Source organism: uncultured Microbacterium sp. (assembly GCF_947488465.1).
Taxonomy (GTDB): domain Bacteria; phylum Actinomycetota; class Actinomycetes; order Actinomycetales; family Microbacteriaceae; genus Microbacterium.
Map to the genome: position 1 here is coordinate 98,974 of NZ_CANKZA010000004.1, position 20,862 is coordinate 119,835.

Below are 20,862 nucleotides of genomic sequence, written 5' to 3' on the forward strand. Positions count from 1 at the left end.
ATGTTCACGATGCCATCGTCTCCAGTGAGCAACGTGGGGTAACACCCGGGAAACGTCCGGCTGACAGAGTCCAGACATCCCCCCGGACGCGCCGATGCGACACAGCATCACGCCGTGTCGGCGGTCCATTCCGCATCCCGAAAGGAATGGCTCTCGCATGTCTGCACATCGCATGACAGCGGGCCTGCGCGGTGTCGGCGGTCGTGTGGCAGCACTTGCTGCCACGACCGCTGCGCTGCTCGGCGTCTCGCTCGCCCTCGCCCCCGCGGCCTTCGCCGCCCCCGTCGGGGCGGTGACCATCACCGCTCCCCCCACGGCAGACGAAGGCGACACCATCTCGGTGTCGATCCCGGTCGACACCAGCACCGATCTCTTCGCGTTCGACCTCGTCGTCACGTTCGATGAGGCACTCCTCGCGTTCGACGACGCTTCCGCCACGTTCCCGGCCGGCGGGTACGACAGCGTCACCGAGAGCGCGGGCAGCGTGCAGCTGACGCACACTCGCCTCGGGTCGTCTCCCGGGCTCGAGGGCGCGCAGGCGCTCGCGACCTTCACGTTCACCGTGGTGGACGGTGGCGCTGCCACGATCGAGCTCGCGTCGGCGACGTTCATCGACTCGCTCGGCGCGTCGACCCCGCTCGCCGCGCCCGTCTCGACGAGCGTGACGCTCGTCGCGGCTCCGGTCGTCGTCGCCCCCACCCCGACCGCCACTGTCACGCCCACCCCGACACCGACCGTCACGGGCGCACCGGCTGGCGCGACCAGCACCCCCGCCGCCGCGCCGCTCGCCTCGACCGGCTCCGACCTCACCGTTCCGCTGGTCGTCGGCTCGCTCGCCGTGGCGCTCCTCGCGCTCGGCGCCGTCCTCGTCATCCGCCGCCGCAAGGAGATCGTCCGATGAACCACTCCCTCTCATCCCGCCGCCGCCTGCTCACCGGCACCGCCGTTGTCGGCGTCGTGGCGCTGTGCGCCACCGGCGCGCCGGCCGCGTTCGCCGACGCCCCGGCGATGGCAACACCCGCCTTGCTCGCGCCGTACTACACCGAGCTCGACCTCACGGGTGACGAGCAGGTCACCACGGCCGATCTCGACCTGGCATCCGCCGCCCTCGGCACGACCGCGACCGACGCCGACTGGGCCGCGATCGCGGGCATCGACCTCGATGCCGATCTCGTGATCACGGTGGCCGACATCGCTGCGCTCTCGCAGCGCATGGTCTACGACGACGGTCCGTTCGAACTGGTCGAGGCATCGAGCCTCGACATGCAGGCGGCCATGAACGCCGGCGTCACGACATCGGTCGAGATCACGCAGGACTACATCGACCGGATCGCCGCCTACGACCGCACGATCCCGGCCGGCGCGACCCGCGCACTCAACTCGATCATCACCGTCAACGCGGCCGCGTTGCAGGTGGCGGCCGCCGCCGACGCCGAACGCGCCGAGCACGGCATGACGAGCATGCTGCTCGGCGTGCCGATCGCGCTGAAAGACAACTACAACACCGCCGACATGGTCACGACGGGTGGGTGTGGATGCTGGAACGCCAACCAGACCTCCACCGACGCGTTCATGGTCGAGGGCCTGCGTGACGCCGGCGCCGTGATCCTCGCGAAGGCGTCGCTTGACGAGTTCGCCTACGGATTCGCCTCGGAGTTCTCGTCGTTCCAGGACCCGGGATCGACGCTGCTCGTCGCCTCGCCCTACGACACCACGAAGACGGCCGGCGGCTCGTCGGGCGGCACGGGCGCCGCGATCGCCGCGAACCTGTCGGGCATCGGCTTCGGCACCGACACGGGCGGCTCGATCCGCGTGCCGTCGTCGTACAACCAGCTCGTCGGCATTCGCCCGACGGTCGGGCTCGCGAGCCGCGACGGGATCATCCCGCTCGCCCTCTCGCAAGACACCGGCGGGCCCATCGCCCGTTCGGTGCTCGACGCGGCGGTCGCGCTCGATGCGGTCGTCGGTGTCGACCCGGCCGACACCGTGACCTCGCGCCAGGCCGGACTCGTCCCCGAGTCATACACGTCAGAGCTGTCGGAGGCCTCCCTCGAGGGTGCGCGCATCGGCTACCTGCCGTCGATGGTCGGTTCGAACTCGGCCACGTCGGGGCTCTTCGCCGCCGCTCGCGAGACGCTCGCCGCGCAGGGCGCGACGCTCGTCGAGCTCACCGCGCCGACCGGCTTCAGCGCCGTGCTGAACGAGGGCTCGGGCTCGACCAACGAGTTCAAGCACGACCTCGACATCTACGTCGCGACCCACTTGTCACCGGCGGTCGAATCGCGCACACTGCAGCAGGTCCTCGACGGCGGCAACTTCGTCACGTCGCGCCGCAGCGTCTACGTCCAGCGCAACAACGTGACCGACGCGACCTACCAGGCGTGGGCGGGCCCGACCGGCTCGCACACGACCCAGCTCGCGGCGGGCAAGGTGCTCGTCACCGAGTTCATGGACGCGAACGACCTGGATGCCCTCATCTACCCGAGCACCAACACCTACGGCACGATCGGCACCAACATGCGCCTCAGCCCCAACACGGGCATGCCGTCTGTGACGCTGCCGATGGGAATCACGGGTGAGGGCCAGAGCGGATCGTCGGTCGGCGTCAACCTCGAATGGCTCGGCCGCGACTTCTCTGAGGGCACCCTCTTGGGGCTCGCGTACGACTTCGAGCAGGCGACCCACTACCGCACGAGCCCCACGATGTACCCCGCGCTGCCGTAAGGCGACGTCGGCGATATCGGGATGCGCCCCGGAGCTTCGGCTTCGGGGCGTGTCTGTGGGTGGGTGGGGTGGACGTGTCGGGGCGGGTGTTCGCTCGCGGTGGCTCCTTGGCGAAGCGGTCGGCACGGCCTGGGGATAACTCGGGCGAGTGTCGGAGGTATGTTCTAGTCTTTTGACATGGAAGAGAACCAGCTCACCGGGATCGCGGAAGCGCTCGACGCGCTGGCCGCGGCCGGGGGCGGGAATGCTCCCGGAGCGTTGAGCCCGGGTGAGCTGGTTGCGGTGAACCAGGCATTCGGTGCATTGCGGCGGCGGGTCGAAGCCGCGTTCGCGCCCGTCGCGGCCGAGATCGCCCGGCAGTCGCGGGTCGAACTCGGGAAAGACTCCCTCGCGAAGAAACAGGGGTTCCGGTCCCCCGTCACGTTCATCCAAGCCACCACCGGGTCCAGCATCGGCGACGCGGTCAAACTCGTGCAGGTCGGTGAAGCCACCGCCACCCGCCTGACGCTGACGGGTAAGCATTTGCCGGCCAAGCACCCGCACGTCGCGGACGGGGTCCGCTCCGGCCTGCTGAGCGTCGCGACCGCGTCAGCGATCGTGTCGATGCTCGACCGCATCGAGGTACGAGTGGATAATTCTCGCCTCGACGCGACTGAGCGGGAGCTCGCTCTGATGGCGCCGGGGCTCCGCGCGGATGAACTTGCCCGGCTCCTCGCGCGCGCGGAAGCCACCCTCGACCCCGACGGGCTTGAGCCCCGGCACGAGCAGGCCCGCGCGGAACGGTTCCTGGAGATCCGGGAACGCGACGGCCGGATGCGCATCACCGGAGAAGTCGACATCGAAACCGGTGCCCCCATCAAGACTGTGATCGACGCGATGGTCACCCAAGCTATCCGCGCCAACCACGACGCCGACGACGCCACCCGCGACCAGCGGTCGATGAAACAGATGCGCGCCGACGCGCTCGCCACCCTCTGCCGACACGCGATCGGCTGCGACCAACTCCCCACCGGGCCATCGACGACCGTGATCGTGCGGGTGACCCTCGAGGAGTTGCAGACCGGTGTCGGCGCGGCCACCATCGACGGGATCGACCAGCCCCTCCCCGCCAGGGCGCTCCGCCGCCTCGCCTGCGACCTGCAGGTCATCCCCTGGGTCATGGGCAGCGACAGCGAGATCCTCGATTGGGGACGCGACAAGCGCGGATTCACCCGCGCACAGAAACTCGCCCTCGCCCTCCGCGACGGCGGATGCGCCTGCTGCGGAGCACCCGTCGCCTGGACCGAAGTCCACCACATCCAATGGTGGAGTAAAAACGGCCCCACCGACCTGTCCAACGGCATCCTCCTCTGCACCGCCTGCCACCACCGCATCCACGACGACGGCTGGGAGATCCACATCGACGGCACCGGCACCGACGCGAAAATCTGGTTCATCCCCCCACCCTGGATAGACCGAAATCAGACCCCACGACCCGGCGGACGACGGCGCTACACGCTCGCCGTGTAGCCTCGCGGCCTCACCCACTTTCCGTGTCGAGGCATCCCGTTCAGAATAGGAATGTGTACATGTCCGTCGAACTCCTCGCGCTGATCATCAGCACGTTGACGCTGCTGCTCGGGTTCATCACGGTGATCGGCTGGCTGGTCACCCGCACCGACCGCCAGTTCGAGCGACTGGCGCAGAATCTCGGCGCCCGGGTGGATAGCGTCGAACACACCCTTGCCGCCCGAATCGCCAGCGTCGAGCGTGAACTCGTCGAGGTGAAGATCGCCGTGGCGCGCATGGAAGGCCCACCGCGACACCTCGTCGTCGGTCGCTGACGACGAGGCCTACGCGTACTGGTACTCGAACATGCCGGAGCCGGGCGCGTCGTGAGTCCCCAACCGGCGAGCGCCGAGAACACTCGTCAGCAAAAGCCGGAGCCCTCCCTGACGCACTCCGACGATCACGCCCAGCAACAACCGCAACTGCGGACGCAGACCAGCAGTGACGGGAACCTCGGCGACGATGTCGGAGTAACCGTTGACGACGGGGAAGCCGAACGGAGAGTCCTGATGGACGGGGAACACACTCGGGAGCGTCACGTACGGCTGCCCGGGGCCGGACGCGAGGGACAGCGTCGCGAAGGCTGACAGATGAGCCTGGCGATTTCGACTTCCCCGTCCACATCGCGGGGTCCAACGCGTCTCGCACGTGCACGATCCAGTTCCTCATCGACGGCGTCGTCTTCCAGCCCGCGACGAGGTCCGTCACGGTCTGAGCTCAGCGCACGACGGCCGTGACCGTCGCCAGTCGCTCGAGCACCTCTTGACTGATCGATCCCAGAAGGAACCGCGCGAGCGCGCCGCGCCCGTGCGACCCCAGCACGATGAGGCGCGCTCTCGCGGCGTGCGCGTTGATGATGTGAGACGGATACCCCCGCTCCACCACCCGCTCGATCACGAGGTCGGGGTACTCCGAGGCGAGCCCGGCGAGCGCAAGCCCCTGCATCTCTTCGGTCACCGCCTGCATGTTCGCCAGATACATCTCGGGATAGACCGCCAGGGCGTTGCGGGGCGCCGTCAGCGGCGTCCAGACGCTCACCGCGATGAGCTTCTCGCCGAGCCGATCGGCCTCGCCCGCCGCGAACGCGAGGGCTCGTTCCGACACCGCCGAACCGTCGAGCCCGATGACGACACCCGCACGATCATCCACGTCGATGTCGGGCACGACGACCACGGGGCAGTGCGCGCCGGCGGCGATCCGGATGCCGTGCGCGCCGCGCGCGGGCCCGCTCTCGGGCCCGCGGTAGTCGCTGCCGAGAACCAGCAGGGCAGCATCCTTCGATGCATCGATCAGGTGCGCGACCGGGTTGCCGGCCAGCACGCGAGTGGCGGTACCCCCACCGGCCCGCGCGGCCTGCTCGTCGAGCATGCCCTGCGCGGCAGCCATCGCCCGTTCGAGCACCGACGCCTCGCCGACGGCACCCACCACGCCCCCGACGACCGCGAGGAGCTCGACGCTCTGGCCGCGCGCTCTCCCGCGGGCAACGGCCCAATCGACGGCGCGGTCCGAGACCGGCGCCCCCGACACCCCGACGATGATCTTCTCAGCCATGATGTGTCCCTCCATTGGAACTGCCTGTCTTTGTCACGCTACGCCGCCCGCGCCCGCACGGCCACGGCGCGAGCCAGAAGAAAGCCGATCACCCAGGCTGTACCAGTGGGCCCTCGATAGACTCCACCCCATGTCTGCGCCTGTGACCTCTGAGGCGCCGCGATTCATTACACGCACCCAATCAGTCTGGCTGTGGCAGCTCTCGCTCGCCGGCGTGGTCATACTCATCGCCCTCGTGGTGGTAGCGATCGCGCCCGAGATGTTTGCGAGCGCGACGGTCGCCATCGGCGTCGGGATCGTCATCGCCGCGACCGTCGTCGTCATGATCGTCCCGTGGGATCGCGTCGGCCGCCCCGCCATCGCGGTGATCCCCGCGGTCGACGTGCTGGCGATCGGCCTCATGGCCTTCGGCTCCGATCTGCGCTTCGGCTTTCTCTGGGTGTTTCCGGTGGCATGGATCGCGACGCACTACACGGTGCGCGGGCTGAGCGGCATCCTCGCCCTGATCGGCGTGATCATCGTCGTCGATGCCCTCAGCCACGACCCGTCGGCGGACAGCACTCTTCGATTCGTCGTCGTGCTGGTCTCGCTGACCTTCCTGGGGATCACGATCCACGCGGGAGCCCGCAAGAACCGCGCGGTCATCCGATTGCTGCGCCGTCAGAGCGACCGGCTCGAAACGACCCTCACGCGCGTGCGGGCGCAGGAGCGTCGCGTCATCTAAGTGCTCAACGGACTGGATGCCGCGATCGCCCGGGTCGATCGCGACGGTCGGCTGCTGGGCGCCAATGAGTCGCTGCTCTCGCTCTACGGGCTCGACCCGCGCGACACCTCCCGCCCGGGCCGCTCGGTCGAATACGACGTCAAAGGTGGAACCGCACTGCGCGAGTACGACCGGCCCTTCGCCCGCGCGGCGCGCGGTGAATTGTTCTCGGACTACCGCCTGTGGCTGTTCGAGTCGGAAGGACGGCGGCACGCCCTCTCGGCCTCGACCCGCGAACTCGCGAACGCTCCCACCGAACCCGAGACGACGCTCCTCGTCATCGTCGACATCACCGACGCGATCGGCGCCGACGATGCCCGCCGCACTCTCGCGCGCACCGTGACACACGAGCTCGCCAACCCACTGACCGCGATCATCGGCTACACCGATCTTCTGCTGGCCGAAGACCTCAGCCCGCGCAATCTCGAGCGGCTTGAACTGATCGACGCGGCGAGCGCACGCATGGAGAAGCTCATCTCCGAGGTCCTGCGCGCCGGCGGTCGCGAGCGTCTCGTCGAAGAACCCTGGCGGCGGATCGATCTCCGCGAGGTCGTTGCGGCATCCGTCGATTCATTCGCGCCGGCCGCGGCCGCGGGAGACATCGCGATCTCCTTCACCGGCAGCGACGAGGCACCGGTCGTGGCCGATGCGTTCCGCCTGCGCCAAGTCTTCGACAACCTCATCAGCAACGCCGTGAAGTACACCCCGCGTGCATGATGGGCGTGCAGTGCTCGGCGAGTGTCGGGTGGGTCAGCGTCGCCGAACTCGGCTACGACGCCGACGTGCTGTTGGCCGCGGCCTGCGACGCGGCAGCAGCCGCATCGGCCGCCGGCGGCGACCCCTGGGAACGCGTCGGCGTCGCGTGACGTTCGCGCAGACCGGGCTACCCTGATCGCATGCCCGAACAGGTAGAGCTCAGCCTCGATGAGGCCAATGAGCTGCTCAGCGCCTGGGCATGCCACCGCGCAGAAGAACGCGGCATCCGGATGCTGCTGATCAAGGGCCGCGCCCTGAGCGACTATGGTCTGCGCCCTCGCCGCACGTCCGCCGACGTGGACGTGCTCGTCGACCCCGCGCGCTTCGCCGAGTACTGCACGGCGATCATCGACGCGGGGTGGGAAGAGTTTCCGGGCACGTTCGCGAGTGACGCCTTCACGCTGCACTCGCGGTCGTTCCGCCGGAGCGGCTGGCCGAACTCGTTCGACGTCCACAGCTACTATCCCGGCTTCCTCGTCGCGCCGGACGTGGCGTTCGATGCACTGTGGGAACGCCGGGCAACGGCGGAGTTCGCGCATCGCCGCTGCCCCGTGCCCGACCGAGCCTCCAGCATCCTGATTCTTGCGCTCCACAGCCTGCGCGGAACCGACCAACAGCCCAGGCACCGCGACGAGCTCGCGGCGGTGCGAGCGCTGATACTGACCGACGCCGAACGCATCGATCTCGGCGACGCGGCTCGCGAAACGGGTGCCGCCGCTGCGCTCCGCGAGATTCTCCCCGCGATGGGGGTCGTCGTCGAGGTTTCGGCCGACGACCTCCGCACCCCCGAATACCGGGAGTGGCACCGCAAGACCGCCGAAGCGCGCGGCGCGGCCGCCTCGTGGCTGCTGCTGTTCGGCCGCGCGCGCTGGCGCGACAAGCCCGGCGTGATCCGACAGGCCGTCTGGCCGACCCGTGCCGACTTTGCTATCAACCACCCCGAGGTGCCCGATCGGTGGCTCCCCCAGGTGAAAGCGCGCATCGCGCGCTGGGCACGCGGCATCCGTCACCTGCCTGCCGCGCTTGCGGCGCTGCTCAAAGGATGATGCGCGTGCACGCGGCCGCTCGTCGATCTGACACAATCAATTCGCCGACACCGGCAGGAGGAGGCGCACCGTGAACACCACTCACGAGACAGCCGTGGTCATCGACGATGACAACGATGTGCGGAGCCTCCTCGCCGAAATCCTGCGTAGCGCCGGCTTCGATGTCATCGAGGCCGACAACGGGATCGACGGCATCGCTGCCGTGCTCGCCCACAATCCGGCGATCACGACACTCGACGTCAACATGCCCGGAATCGACGGGTTCGAGACGGCGCGCCGCATCCGCGCCGGAAACAGCGGCACGTACATCGTGCTGATCACGGCGCTCACGGACGAAGCCGACTCGGTCCTCGGATTCAGCGTCGGGGCCGACGACGTCGTCGTGAAGCCCTTCCGCGCGCGGGAGCTGCGCGCGCGCCTGCTCGCCGCCCAGCGACGCACGGTTCTCCCCAACGGCGGCGAGACGGCCACCCCTCCCAGCCAGAGCACCGCGCCGGCCACCGGGTGGAATGGCTTGCACATCGACAGGCAGACCCGCACCGCCACGGTCGATGGCCAGCCGATCGTGCTCACCCGCACCGAGTTCGATCTGCTCGCGACGATCATCGAGACCGAACGCGAAGTGCGCACGAAAGCTGACCTCGTCCGCGTTGCTCACGCTGTGCCCGACATGCGCGTCAGCGTCGCCGACGAGCGTGCGATCGAGACCCACATCACGAACCTGCGTCGGAAGCTCGGCGAGTCCGCGGCCGAGCCGAGGTTCATCGAAACCGTGCGTGGCGTCGGCTACCGCGCGATCATCGAACCGCTGACGCCGGAATCGCTTCAGTAGACTGAGCCGGTGACAGCCGACTCCTCCCCCGTGCGCGGGTGGGGAGACACACGCTCACGGTCGATCTGGCGCTGGCAGCTGATCCTCACCGCCACCGTCGTCACTCTGGTCGGTACGAGCGCCATCCTCGAGCCGCATCGCTTCGCCGAGCCGACGTTTTTCCTCGGCGCCGTGGGGATCGTGTTCCTCACGTGCGTCGCCCTCGCTTTCCCCTGGCATCGGGTGGGCCGCCGAGAGATCGCTCTGCTCCCGCTCGCCGACATCATCGTGATCGAGCTGCTCGCCGCGGGCACCAACGGCACCCCGTTGCGCCATCTCTGGGTGTTCCCGGTGGCGTGGATCGCCACCCACTACACCCTCCCGTGGCTGATGGGCGCGATCGGGGTGGTCGCCGGCATCCTGATCGTGGAGGCCTTCACCGCGCCGATCACCGCAATGGTCACGCAGCGCTTTCTCACGGTGCTGTTGTCACTCGCGTTCATCGGCGTGACGATCAACATCGGTACGCGACGCACGCGTGCGTACAGCCACTTGTTGCGGCGGCAGTTCTCGCAGCTCGACCGCACGCGACAGCGTGCACTGGCACAGGCGGAGAGCGCGTCTCTGCTCTCCGACGCCCTCGAGACCGGGGTCGCCCGCGTCGATCGGGACGGCGTGCTCGTCACCGCGAACGCCGCGTTCCTCACTCTCTACGCGGCCGAGAGTGCCGCCAGCTTCACGCCGACGACCGCCGTCGAGTACGACGATCGGCGCGGTCGCGCACTCGAGATGCACGAGACCGCGTTCGCGCGCGCGGCTCGGGGCGAGCGATTCAACGACCGGCGGGTGTGGCTCTTCACGGCGGCCGGCCGCTGGCATGCCCTCGACGTCTCGTCGCGGCCCATCGATACGGCCCCCGGCGAATCGCCCAGCAACCTGCTGGTCGTTTACGACGTGACCGCGACGGTGGATGCCGAACGCGAGCGCCGGACAGTGAGCACCGTCGTGTCGCACGAGCTCCGCAACCCCTTGACGGCGATTCTCGGCCACACCGAGCTTCTGCAGGACCGCGATGATCTGCCCGCCGACATCCGTCGTCAGCTGTCGGTCATCGACAATGCGGCCGAGCGCATGCAGCGCCTCATCACGTCCACGCTGTCCGAGTTCACGGATGCCGTCGGGGCAGACCCGGAGCCGGTCGACATCGCCCGCATGATCGAAGCGTCGGCACAGGCGTTCGGGCCGGTCGCCGCCTCGTCCCAAGTGGTGATCACCCACGACGTCGCTCAGGCGCCGCGCGTGATCGGCGATGCCTTCCGGCTGCGGCAAGCGATCGACAATGTGATCGGCAACGCCGTGAAGTACACGACCCGCGGCGGGACCGTGCGCATCAGCGCGACCAACGATGACACCGACCTGACGGTGATCGTCGCCGACACCGGAATCGGGATGTCGCAGAGCGACGTGACGCACATGTTCGATGCCGGGTTCCGCAGCGACACTGCGCGCGCGAGCGGTATCGCGGGCAGCGGCCTCGGCATGGCGATCACGCGGGAGATCATCACGCAGCACGGCGGAACCCTCGACGTGACGAGCACCCTCGGACGAGGCACATCCGTCGCCCTCACCCTTCCCCGCTGCGACAAGGAGACCCCGTGATCGAATCCAGCCCCATGACGGCGCTGGTCGCGCTCTCGACGCTGTGCACCGCCCTGTTCATCGGGCTGGGATTCCTTCCGCGGCCGAGTCGCGCGGGAGCGATCTGGACCTCTGCCTTCGGCATGCTCATGACCATGTCCTACGGCTGGGTGGCCGCGGACCTGATCGAGTCACCGCCGCTGCGCGGCGCAGCATCCGGATTGATGTTCAGTACGATCGCGCTCGTCTGGGTCGGCCTCCGCGTACGTCGCGCGGCGCTTCGAAGTCACGGTGTCGTCGCTGCAGCGGCCATGGTCATCATGCCCGTCTTGCTGGTCGTGACCGCGGAGACCGACCTCTACCTGACCGCCGTGCGTGCTGTCTTCACGATCGCGGCGGTCTTCGCGGGGCTCATTCTCGCCGAGCTCGTTCGGCTCGGTCCGCTGCTACGCGATGAGGTCCTGCCGCTCGCGATGACCTCGGCCGCGTTCGTCATCTTCGCGGTGATCAACGTCGTCCTCGAAGGTGTGCGGCTGGCGAGGGGTGGTGCGGGCCCCGAGCAAATCGCACTCGTCCGCGACGTGAACACCCTCGGCGCCTTGCTGTACGTGGTGTGCGCCGCCGTCACCCTGTTGCTGCTCACTCGCGACCATGAGCCCGTGCGCGGCGCCGCCAGCGACTCGACCTTCACGCGTGTCGCCCGCGATCGGCTCCGCCGCGCCGAAGCCGCGGACGACAAGTGGTGGGCGCTGCTGATCATCCGACTCGACGACCCGACCGCACTCCGGGAGGCGTCGAGCATGCACGCCTTCGATCAGGTGCGCGCGCGCTTCGCCGACGTCGTGCAGGGTTTGCTGCCGGCGGAAGCCGACATCGACCTCCGCGACGGCGCAGAGGTCGTCGTCCTCCTCCCCCGCCCCGAGGGTGCCGTGCGCCAGATCCTCGCCCACCTGTTGGAGAACGTCGCCACGACCGAATCGGATCTCGCCGTGCGCCTGTCCGCCAGTGTCGGATGGGCCGGAGTCGATGTGGTCGGCTACGACCTCGACGCGCTCATCTCCGAAGCCGCCGACGCCGCAACGCTCGCGCAAGAGCGCGGCGGCGACCGATGGTTCCGCGTCACCGTGGGCTGAGAGCGCTCCCACAAGATTCGCACAAGATCAACACAGGTCGATCTGAGCATTGACGCCACTCCCGCAAGAAGGCGGAACGTCCCCCATACGGTGGACACGCGGAGACCTCTCTGGGGAGGTCGTGCGCGGTCCTCCCGCCACCCGAATCGCTGGGGGGACCGCTCCGCTTGACCACTCTTTGGGGGAGTAGCCATGACAGACGTGCGCGCGCGCGGAGACCTCGGTCCCGCCTTCGACGAAAAGACGCCGACCCTCGACCGCCGCCAGCTCATCCGCGCGGGCGCCTGGGCCGCCCCCGTCATCGTGCTCGCGACCGCCGCGCCCGCCGCGGCGCAGAGCCTCACGCTGGTTAACGTCCCAGCGTCAAACCTCATCACTCCGATCAAGCTGTCGCTCAACTCCTACAATTCGAACCTGTACTACGCACTTGACTTCGCATACGCCTACCTCGCGTGGGGGCAGGGGGGTGGTAGCGGACTTGCGCCTGGTCAGATGACCGTCACCTACTCCGTCACGTTGACAAAGGGCAATGAGACGATCGTGGTGGAGCAAAATGCCGTAGGCACGGCTCCCGCTTACCAGAACTTCCAACCCGGCTGGAAAGAGGTGACGGGCCTGTCCAAGGGAAGCTGGAAGGTCGAGTGGTCTTTCTCTTCTGTCATCGCGATGCCGGATATCGTCGGAGGGAAGAAGTTCGTCCCGACAGGCATCTTGGCCTCAGCTTCGGGCACCAAGGTTGTGAACTGAGCCGCCACGGCACGCGTTTAGCATCACGATGCTGCGGACAACACCCCCCGGAGGAAGAGTCCGCTCAAGAATTCTCTGACGTCCTTCTCCACCGCGTTACTGTCCAGGTCAGCCAGGAGGGACGTTCGGCGGGAGATCTGCACGGCGGAACCCTCTCTCTCGGCGAGAACCTGCCAGACAAGTGCAGCGGATCCATTCAAGACGATCGGCTGAATATCACTGCCCGGGGGCAAGACCACGTAACGCAGGGCTGACCCCGTCCAGGCGACGTCGTCGCGAATGCGCCAGACCGGCTCGGGTGGCGCATCTGTCAGCACACCGGCGTCGACGAGCTCGACGAGAGCCGCGTCGACCGCCTCTCCCGCGTCGGCACCAGCGGGTTCGCCGTGCGCGGCGATCGCCGCCGCGACGAGCTCGTCACGCGGCGCGGCGGAGGCCGCGCGCCAGAGCGTCGGAGCGATGCCGGCGAGCACGCGCACCGTGCCCCCGTCGGCGCCGTCTTCCTGCAGGAGGACGATGCGGTCGGGGTCATCGAGCTCGAGCGCATCGAGGGTGGGAGTACGACTCCAGAGGGGGAGGTCGGGGTCGGGTGGTCTCGATACACCGGCGCTCCGCGCCGGCACTCGACCAGCGGCGGCTCGGTTACCAGCGTCGGCGAGAATATCGACGATGGAGAGCAGGGTGGCGGCCTCGCGGTAGATCACGCGCTGCACGCCGCCGACCGACGCGGTCAGGCGGGCCATCAGCTGCAGCGGCTCGGGCAGGCTCGGCAGATAGCTCGACTGCGACACGAGCTCCTCGAGCGCATCACCCAGGTCAACGGGCGTGATGACCGGCTGGTCTCCGGCATCCTCGCGACGATCGAGGAGGACGATCGCCGCCAACCGCAGAGGAGCGTCGGGCAGCGCTGCGAGGCCGACATCTGACGGGGCCCGCTGCACCTTGGGGTACACGCCGCCCTCGATGATCGACAGCGGCTTGCGGTACGCGAACACCCGACCGTCACCGTCGACCGCGACCGTCTCATCCGACGCGTAGCCGAGGTGGGCGCCGAGCGTGCGCGATGCCGTCGTCTTGCCGCGCCCGGACGGCCCCACGAGCACGATCACCCGCCCGTCGGGGAGGGCGAGACCCGCGGCGTGCAGCATCCACAAGTCGCCGCGCCGGGCATCGATCGCGGCGAGGGTCACCCGCTGCGACAGTCGCTCGAGCAGCTGAGCCGTGTCCGCGGTGTCGCCGTCTTCGCGGACGCGCAGCTCGACCTCTGCAGCGCCGTCGTTCGAGGCCCCGGCATCCCGCCATGCAGCACGTACCGCCTGCGCTTCGTCATCACCGCATCCCGACACGTCAAGATCGATGCGCACGCCGAGCGCATCGATGGTGAGGAGGGCAGACACGAGGCGAGTCTAGGTGCACCCGGCCAGTAGTCTGGATGAAGAAGTGGGGGAACGATGGAACTGCGGGACTACCTGCGCATTCTGCGCACACGCTGGGTCGGCATTCTGCTCTTGACGTTTCTGGGAGCGGCGGCGGCCTTCGGGTGGACCGCCCTGCAGCCGCGCGTCTACACGGCCTCGGCGAGCGGCATTGTGCAGGCCACCGGCGGTGGTACCGACACGGGTTCAGCGCTCGTGGGCAACCAGCTCGCCCAGAGCAAGGTGTCGTCGTACGTCGACATCGGCGGATGGCGCTCGGTCGCCCAGCACGCGATCGACGAGCTCGGGCTCGACACGACCCCCCAGGGCCTCGTCTCGCACGTGAGCGTCAGCAACCCGCTCGACACCGTGATCATCAACGTCTCCGCGAACGCCTCGTCGCCCGAGGCGGCCCGCGACCTCGCCGAAGCGTGGATCGGCGGCATGGTCGCCGAGATCAACACCCTCGAGACCGGCAACCCTTCCTCTCCCGGTGCTGTCACCTTGGTCGCCGGCCAGTCCGCCTCGCTCCCCTCCGACCCGTCGTCGCCCAACGTGCGGCTGAACCTCGCGCTCGGCACCCTGATCGGCCTCGCGCTCGGCATCGGCTACGCGGTCATCCGGCACGTGCTTGATCGCCGCGTGCGGCACCCGCGCGACATCGAACGCGAAACGGGGGTCGCCGTCGTCGGCACGATCCCGCTCGACAAGCAGCTCTCCGACGCACGACGCCTCGTCGTCTTCGACGGGCCTTCGCAAGAAGCGAGCTCGTCGGGGATCACCGAAGCGATGCGTGAACTCCGCACGAACCTGCAGTTCATGGATGTCGACAATCCGCCCCGCGTGATCGTGGTCTCCAGCCCCCTGCCCGGCGACGGCAAGTCGACGACCGCGGCGAACCTGGCCCTGGGCCTCGCCGCCGCCGGACAGCGGACCGTCTTGATCGACGCCGACCTCCGCCGCGCCGTCGTGGGCTCGATCTTCTCCCTCCCCGACGGCGCGGGACTCACGGACGTGCTCGCCGCCCGCGCCACGATCGACGACGTCGCGCACCCCGTGTCGCCCAACTTGACGGTGCTCACCGCCGGCCGCATTCCCCCGAACCCCAGCGAGGTGCTCGGCTCACAGCGCATGCGCGACCTGCTGCTCGGGTTCGGGAAGGCCGCCACGGTCATCATCGACTCGCCGCCGACGATCCCGGTGACGGATGCCGCGGTGCTCTCGACGGCCGCCGACGGCGTGCTGCTCGTCGTCTCGGCTGGGCGAACCACGTACGAAATGATGCACAAGGCCGTCGACAACATCGGCCGCGCCAACGGGCGGGTACTCGGCGTCGTGCTGAACAAGGTGCCGCGCCGCGGCGCCGAATCGGGCTACTACGGCTACCAGTACCGGGGCGAGTATTACGCACCGGCGCCCGCCGAGCCGCGCGGGCAGGATGCCGCATCCTCCGGCACGATCGACGACCTGCTGGCGAGCGCCGACACGCCGCCGACGCAACGTGGGTCCGCGGCCGAGTGATCACCCAGGCGCAGACGCCTAGGGTTGTCGGGTGAGCACTTCCCCCCTGCCCCCGCTGGCGCAGACCGTGGGTCGCGTGTGCGCATGGATCCTCGGCGGTGTGCTCGTGCTCGCCGTGCTCGCCGCAGCATGGATCGGTGTGCGCGGAGCGTTGGCGTACGGGCATCTGAGCGATGCTCAGCAGTCCGCGGCCGGTGCGGCCGAGGTGCTGCGCGACCCGTCCGCGGCCGCCGCGCTCGTCTCCGACCTCTCGGCCGACACGCGGGCCGCCCGAGACCTGACGAGCGATCCGATCTGGACGGCCGCCGAGGCCCTCCCCTGGATCGGTCCGCAATTGGATGCCGTGGGCACCGTCGCCGCCGCGATCGATGACGTCGCCTCCGAGGCCCTCACCCCCCTGACCGACGTCGCTGCGGGGTTCTCGATCGACGCCCTTCGCCCGGTCGAGGGGCGCATCGACCTGGCCGCCTTCAGCTCGATCAGCGCAGCCGCGCGCGCCGGCGCTGACGGCCTCTCCCGCGCCGCGACCTCGGTCGGCGCGATCGATGACACCGCGCTGCTCGGCCCCGTCCGACAGGCCGTGACGGAGGTGTCGGATCTCCTCGACTCGACGTCGCAGACCACCGACGCGCTCGCCCGTGCGACCACGCTGCTGCCGGCGATGCTCGGCGAGACGGGGCCCCGCAACTACCTCATCGTCTTCCAGAACAACGCGGAGTGGCGCTCGCTGGGCGGCATCGTCGGGGCGATGGCGGTCATCCAGACCGACAACGGCGCACTGTCGCTGACCGAGCAGGGGTCGTCGTCGGACTTCCGCCGCTATGACGGGCCGGTTCTCCCCCTCAGCCCCGAGATCGTCGGCATCTTCGGCAACCGCCCGGCGCAGTGGATTCAGAACGTCACCCAGGTGCCCGTTTTCTCCCTCACCGGCCAGCTCGCCCGCGAGATGTGGCTCCGCGAGAAGGGCCTGGCCGTCGACGGAGTCATCTCAATGGACCCGGTCGCGCTCTCGTACCTCCTCGCGGCGACGGGCCCGGTGGACCTGCCCACCGGGGAGCAGCTGACCGCCGACAACGCCGTCTCGCTGCTGCTGAACGAGGTGTACCTCCGTTACGAGAACCCGGCCGACCAGGATGCGTTCTTCGCCGCGGCGGCCGCCGCGGTGTTCGCGAAGGTCGCGGCCGGCGTCGCGGACCCTGCCGCTCTCGTCACCGCGCTCGGTCGCGCCGGCGAAGAACGGCGTCTCTTGATGTGGAGCGCGCTGCCGGAAGATCAGGCCGTGCTCGCCGACACAACCCTCGTGGGACCGTTGCCGGTCACGAATGAGGACCAGCTCGGTTTCGGCGTCTACCTCAACGACGGTACCGGCTCCAAGATGGATTACTACGTCGACGCCGACACGACGCTCGTCTGGGACACCTGCACGCGAAACGCCGACGACACTGCGACGGGGTCGATCACCCTCACTCTCACGCTCACCAACACGGCGCCGGCGGATGCCGCCACGTCCCTCCCCGACTACATCACCGGCGGCGGCGGTTTCGGCACCGAACCGGGTATTGCGAAGACCGTCGGCTACCTCTACCTTCCCCCCGAGACGGAGCTGACCGCAGCCACGATGTCGGACGGAAGCGGGTTCGGCGGAGGCATCGACGCGGGGCGGCAGGTCCTCTCGTTCAGCACGGATCTCGACCCGGGTGAGGCGACCACCGTCAGTCTCACCGTCCGCACGAAGACGCCCGGTGCGCAGAAAGCCGTCGCGTGGGTGACGCCGACCGTGCACCCGGACATTCCCACGTCAATTGGCGATTCCTGCACCGCCGACTAGACTTCAGCCACACCGCCTTACCACATCGGAGCATCATGCCCCCCGGCATCCAGAAGTCTGCGATCGCGCTTGCCCTCATCGGCCTGACGACCTTCGCTGTTCCGGCTGCCGCGCAGGCCAGCACGATCTACCCTCCCCGCGACGCCTGTTCGGTCACGCCGACCACCACCTCGCCCGGATCGCGCATCGTCTTCTCGTGCGCCGCCGACACCTTCGGCACCGAGGAGAACATCAAGATCACCGTGACCGGCGAGAACGGCGGCAACGCGACGTTCGGCTTCGTCCGGTTCGCCGTGAGCACCGGGTCCTTTGACGCGACGTCCAGCGCCGACGGCGCCCTCGGTGACGTCTCGATCACGTTGCCCAGCGACGCCTCGGGCATCTACAACATCGCCGCGGTCTCGCCCTCCTCGGCAGGCGGCACCGCCAGTGTCACGGTCACCGCATCCGGCGAAGAGAGCCTCCCGAGCACGGGAGGCGACGCCAGCGCGCTCGGCCTCTGGGCGGGTGCAGGACTCCTCGTCGTCGCCGGCGGCGCTGTCGCTATCGCAGCATCCGTTCGACGGAGCCGGAGCAACCGCTGAGATTTCTCTTCAGCGCCGCGTGAGCTCGGCGGTGATGAGGATCGGCAGGTGGTCGCTCAGCCCCTGCGGCAGTGTCGTGATGTCACCGATGGTGACACCGACCGAGGTCGCGAAATCGTAGTGACCCTTGAAGAACTTGTACCGCGTGTAGGTGCGGGTGTCGCTGAGGGTCAGCTCGTACCCGGCCTCTCGCACCTTCTGGCTGAGGGCCTCTTTGAACACGGGGTAGTTGTAGTCGCCGACCATCAGGATCGGCAGGTCGTCGCCGAGCGTCGACAGCTCCTGGAGCGCGGCCTGGATCTGCTTGCGGCGAAGGGAGTTCAGCGCCGTCAGCGGCGCCGCGTGGAAGCTCGCGACCGTGAACTCACACCCGTGGTCGATGTCGTACAGGCGCACGGCCAGCATCCGCTCCTCGGCCGGTTTCAGAACGCGGTCGTGCAGCGATTTCTTCAACGCAAGGGTGCGGATCTCGCGCGCCTCGAACGTGTTCCGGCGGTAGTAGACGGCAAGGCCCAGGCGATTGCGCGCCGTCGCCTCGGCAAGCTGCAGGCCGGCGATCTCGTCGGGGAGCGCTTCAGTGACCGCCTCCTGCAGGCAGAGGATGTCGGCGTGCGTCGATTCGACGAGATCGTCGAGCTCGCTGACGGCCTTGTGCTTGTTGAGGTTGTACGAGATGACCTTCACTCGGATCAGCCTAGGTGCTCCACGCCCCGTCGGGCACGTGTCTGCTCGGCACGGAGGGCCAACAGGTCCTCGGCCGGGTAGCCCACCTCGATGAGCGTGAGGCCACGGGCCGCGAGAACCGGAAACTCGCTCGTGCGGAGGCCCTCGTCGCGCAGACGCAGGATGTCGGCGGCCGTGAGCCGCCCTTCCCCGACCCGCGTGCACGCTCCGACGAGAGCGCGCACCATGCTGTGGCAGAAGGCATCCGCCTTGACGTTCGCGATCAGGATGCCGCGCTCATCGCGTCGCCACCCGAATTCGAGCAGCGTGCGGATCGTCGTCGCACCCTCGCGCCACTTGCAGTACGCCGCGAAGTCGTGGAGGCCGACCAGGGAGCGGGCCGCGGCATCCATCGCCGGGACGTCGAGCGGGGCCTTCACGCTCGTCGTGCGGCCGCGCTCGAGCGGGTCGTAGGGCCCGTCCGAGATGCGGTACTCGTAGCGACGCCAGACGGCCGAGAACCGGGCATCGAAGCCTGCGGGCGCCTCGACCACGCGGTGGACGGCGACGTCGGAGTACGGGCCGAGCACGCCGTTCAGCCGCGCAGCGAGCGCCTCGGGCTCGGGCGAGCGCCCCTTCGCCAGCCGGTCGCGCTGCGCATCGGTGAGGTCGAGGTGGGCGACTTGGCCCGCCGCGTGCACCCCGGCATCCGTTCGCCCGGCGACGACCAGTTGCGGGTCGCCGCCGAGGACACGGGCGATCGCCGCCTCCAGCGTGCCCTGCACGGTGCGGAGCCCCGGTTGGCGCGCCCAGCCCCGGAAGGCGGTGCCGTCGTACGCGAGATCGAGGCGCAGGCGCACGCGTCCCGGCTCTTCAGAGTGCAGCATCGACCTCGGCCCGGGTCGGCGGGTTGGCGCCCGGGCGCGACACCGTGATCCCGGCCATCACCGCGGCGCGGCGGAGCGCCCGCTCGAACGCCGCCTCGGACTCGAACAGGAGCGGATCGTCGAGAGCGCTGGAGATGAGGCTCGCCATGGCGGCATCGCCGGCGCCGATCGTATCGGCGACGTCGACGGCGTACGGGTCGACCTCGATGATTCCGCCGGGGCCGAGTCCGAGCGCTCCCTCACCGCCGCGGGTGATGACCGCGATGCGCGGGCCGTAGGCGGCGATCTCGGCGAGCACCTGCTCGGGCACGAGACCCGGGAAGAGCCACGCGGCATCCTCGTCGCTGAGCTTGACGAGGTCGGCCGTGCGGGCGGCGGCGACGAAGCGCGCGCGGGCCGCGCGGTGTTCGCCGACGAGCGCCGGGCGGATATTGGGGTCGAGCGTGACCAGGGCTCGGCCCTTCGCGCGCTGCAGGGTGTCGAGCACGGCCGTGCCGCCCGGCTCGAGAAACAGGGCGATCGAGCCGGTGTGGACGGCGCTGGCGTCACCGAGCGCCGGGGCGGCGATCGTCCAATCGATGTCGAAGTCGTACTCGGCCGAGCCGTCGGCGCGCAGGCGCGCCCGCGCGGTGGAGGTGCCGGCATCCGTCCATGACTCGTCGGCGACGACGGCGCCGGACTCTTCGACCTGGGCGGCGATGCGCGCACCGCGGTCATCGCGGCCGAGGCGTGTCAGCAGCGTGACATCGTGGCCCTGCCGCGCGAGACCGACCGCGACGTTGGCGGGGCTTCCGCCGACGAGCTCCCGATTGCCGCCGGCAGTTTCGACGATGTCGATGAGAGCCTCACCGATCACCAGCACCTGAGATGTCATTCCCCCAGTCTGGCCGACGCGGCGTCTCGCCGCGCTCACCCACGCGTTCCGGGCACCTTTTGTCGCCGCGGATGCCGGTTGGCGACACATCCTGCCCGCAAAGCGCCGCGTCACCATCGCACCCCCGCGCATCCCGGGCACCTTTTGTCGCCACGGATGCCGGTTGGCGACACATCCAGCCCGGGATGCGCCGCGCCGCGTCACCATCACACCCCCGCGCATCCCGGGCACCTTTTGTCGCCATGGATGCCGCAACACGACGAATCCTGCCCGCAACGCGCCGCGCCCCGCGACCACGCCCCGCGACCACGTCCCACGCGCGCGAAGAGGCCCGCACCGAAAAACGGTGCGGGCCTCTTCGGCTACAGCGGGA

Annotated in this window: 21 protein-coding genes; 15 read left to right on the plus strand and 6 right to left on the minus strand. The window is 69.1% G+C overall.

Translation table 11 applies throughout. From position 1 onward, the window contains the following. Positions 1 to 157 precede the first annotated feature (157 nt). From Q0653_RS09995 to Q0653_RS10010, 4 genes are all read left to right on the plus strand, one after another. Positions 158 to 901, plus strand: coding sequence for a cohesin domain-containing protein (locus tag Q0653_RS09995; RefSeq protein ID WP_298944467.1), 744 nt, complete (start codon positions 158 to 160; stop codon positions 899 to 901). Then, the gene (locus Q0653_RS10000; protein WP_298944468.1) at positions 898 to 2,724 is read left to right on the plus strand and encodes an amidase family protein; all 1,827 of its coding nucleotides are present in this window, start codon (positions 898 to 900) and stop codon (positions 2,722 to 2,724) included. Before Q0653_RS09995 ends, Q0653_RS10000 begins: the two co-directional genes overlap by 4 nt. Before the next feature lie 177 nt (positions 2,725 to 2,901). Next, on the plus strand, positions 2,902 to 4,233 hold the full coding sequence (locus Q0653_RS10005; protein ID WP_298944469.1) for an HNH endonuclease signature motif containing protein: 1,332 nt from the start codon (positions 2,902 to 2,904) through the stop codon (positions 4,231 to 4,233). A gap of 59 nt (positions 4,234 to 4,292) precedes the next feature. Further along, on the plus strand, positions 4,293 to 4,547 hold the full coding sequence (locus Q0653_RS10010; RefSeq protein WP_298944470.1) for a hypothetical protein: 255 nt from the start codon (positions 4,293 to 4,295) through the stop codon (positions 4,545 to 4,547). 9 nt (positions 4,548 to 4,556) lie between these two features. Here the strand turns inward: Q0653_RS10010 and Q0653_RS10015 are convergent, their stop codons facing one another. Beyond that, on the minus strand, positions 4,557 to 4,811 hold the full coding sequence (locus tag Q0653_RS10015) for a hypothetical protein (RefSeq protein WP_298944471.1): 255 nt from the start codon (positions 4,809 to 4,811) through the stop codon (positions 4,557 to 4,559). Positions 4,812 to 4,989: 178 nt separating this feature from the next. After that, a complete protein-coding gene (locus tag Q0653_RS10020) occupies positions 4,990 to 5,823 on the minus strand; it encodes a universal stress protein (RefSeq protein WP_298944472.1) in 834 nt (277 codons plus the stop codon). Positions 5,824 to 5,953: 130 nt separating this feature from the next. Here Q0653_RS10020 and Q0653_RS10025 point away from each other — a divergent pair, with 130 nt between their 5' ends. From Q0653_RS10025 to Q0653_RS10060, 8 genes are all read left to right on the plus strand, one after another. After that, the gene (locus tag Q0653_RS10025) at positions 5,954 to 6,547 is read left to right on the plus strand and encodes a hypothetical protein (RefSeq protein ID WP_298944473.1); all 594 of its coding nucleotides are present in this window, start codon (positions 5,954 to 5,956) and stop codon (positions 6,545 to 6,547) included. After that, positions 6,548 to 7,303: a PAS domain-containing sensor histidine kinase gene (locus tag Q0653_RS10030; protein WP_298944474.1), complete on the plus strand. Its 756-nt coding sequence runs from the start codon at positions 6,548 to 6,550 to the stop codon at positions 7,301 to 7,303. It abuts the gene before it with no gap. Further along, positions 7,300 to 7,452 carry a hypothetical protein gene (locus Q0653_RS10035; RefSeq protein WP_298944475.1) on the plus strand — a complete coding sequence of 51 codons (153 nt, stop codon included), beginning with the start codon at positions 7,300 to 7,302 and terminating at the stop codon, positions 7,450 to 7,452. Before Q0653_RS10030 ends, Q0653_RS10035 begins: the two co-directional genes overlap by 4 nt. 30 nt (positions 7,453 to 7,482) lie before the next feature. Further along, positions 7,483 to 8,388, plus strand: coding sequence for a nucleotidyltransferase family protein (locus Q0653_RS10040; protein WP_298944476.1), 906 nt, complete (start codon positions 7,483 to 7,485; stop codon positions 8,386 to 8,388). Positions 8,389 to 8,458: 70 nt separating this feature from the next. Continuing rightward, positions 8,459 to 9,220 carry a response regulator transcription factor gene (locus tag Q0653_RS10045; protein ID WP_298944477.1) on the plus strand — a complete coding sequence of 254 codons (762 nt, stop codon included), beginning with the start codon at positions 8,459 to 8,461 and terminating at the stop codon, positions 9,218 to 9,220. Positions 9,221 to 9,229: 9 nt separating this feature from the next. Beyond that, positions 9,230 to 10,858, plus strand: coding sequence for a PAS domain-containing sensor histidine kinase (locus Q0653_RS10050; protein ID WP_298944478.1), 1,629 nt, complete (start codon positions 9,230 to 9,232; stop codon positions 10,856 to 10,858). Beyond that, positions 10,855 to 11,970, plus strand: coding sequence for a GGDEF domain-containing protein (locus Q0653_RS10055; RefSeq protein ID WP_298944479.1), 1,116 nt, complete (start codon positions 10,855 to 10,857; stop codon positions 11,968 to 11,970). Before Q0653_RS10050 ends, Q0653_RS10055 begins: the two co-directional genes overlap by 4 nt. A 192-nt stretch (positions 11,971 to 12,162) precedes the next feature. Beyond that, on the plus strand, positions 12,163 to 12,717 hold the full coding sequence (locus Q0653_RS10060) for a hypothetical protein (RefSeq protein WP_298944480.1): 555 nt from the start codon (positions 12,163 to 12,165) through the stop codon (positions 12,715 to 12,717). 23 nt (positions 12,718 to 12,740) lie between these two features. Here Q0653_RS10060 and Q0653_RS10065 read toward each other — a convergent pair whose 3' ends face one another. Beyond that, entirely contained in the window at positions 12,741 to 14,114 is a 1,374-nt protein-coding gene (locus tag Q0653_RS10065; RefSeq protein WP_298944481.1) for a PqqD family peptide modification chaperone, read from the minus strand. A 54-nt stretch (positions 14,115 to 14,168) separates the two neighbouring features. On the opposite strand from Q0653_RS10065, the gene Q0653_RS10070 reads away from it, so the two are divergent. From Q0653_RS10070 to Q0653_RS10080, 3 genes are read left to right on the plus strand one after another with little or no spacing between them, the layout of a single operon-like run. Next, positions 14,169 to 15,653, plus strand: a complete 1,485-nt coding sequence (locus Q0653_RS10070; RefSeq protein ID WP_298944482.1) for a polysaccharide biosynthesis tyrosine autokinase — start codon at positions 14,169 to 14,171, stop codon at positions 15,651 to 15,653. Between the two features lie 31 nt (positions 15,654 to 15,684). After that, positions 15,685 to 17,481: a DUF4012 domain-containing protein gene (locus tag Q0653_RS10075; RefSeq protein ID WP_298944483.1), complete on the plus strand. Its 1,797-nt coding sequence runs from the start codon at positions 15,685 to 15,687 to the stop codon at positions 17,479 to 17,481. A 35-nt stretch (positions 17,482 to 17,516) separates the two neighbouring features. Beyond that, positions 17,517 to 18,065 carry an LPXTG cell wall anchor domain-containing protein gene (locus Q0653_RS10080; RefSeq protein WP_298944484.1) on the plus strand — a complete coding sequence of 183 codons (549 nt, stop codon included), beginning with the start codon at positions 17,517 to 17,519 and terminating at the stop codon, positions 18,063 to 18,065. A 9-nt stretch (positions 18,066 to 18,074) separates the two neighbouring features. Here the strand turns inward: Q0653_RS10080 and Q0653_RS10085 are convergent, their stop codons facing one another. Genes Q0653_RS10085 through Q0653_RS10095 form a run of 3 tightly spaced genes read right to left on the minus strand, consistent with a single transcriptional unit; the run spans position 18,075 to position 20,489 of the window. Then, positions 18,075 to 18,749 (minus strand): endonuclease/exonuclease/phosphatase family protein, encoded by a 675-nt coding sequence (locus Q0653_RS10085; protein ID WP_298944485.1) that lies wholly within the window; start codon positions 18,747 to 18,749, stop codon positions 18,075 to 18,077. 5 nt (positions 18,750 to 18,754) lie between these two features. After that, on the minus strand, positions 18,755 to 19,615 hold the full coding sequence (gene truA / locus Q0653_RS10090) for a tRNA pseudouridine(38-40) synthase TruA (protein ID WP_298944486.1): 861 nt from the start codon (positions 19,613 to 19,615) through the stop codon (positions 18,755 to 18,757). Continuing rightward, positions 19,602 to 20,489: a carbohydrate kinase gene (locus Q0653_RS10095; protein ID WP_298944487.1), complete on the minus strand. Its 888-nt coding sequence runs from the start codon at positions 20,487 to 20,489 to the stop codon at positions 19,602 to 19,604. The genes truA and Q0653_RS10095 overlap by 14 nt, the downstream gene beginning before the upstream one ends. Between the last annotated feature and the right edge of the window lie 373 nt (positions 20,490 to 20,862).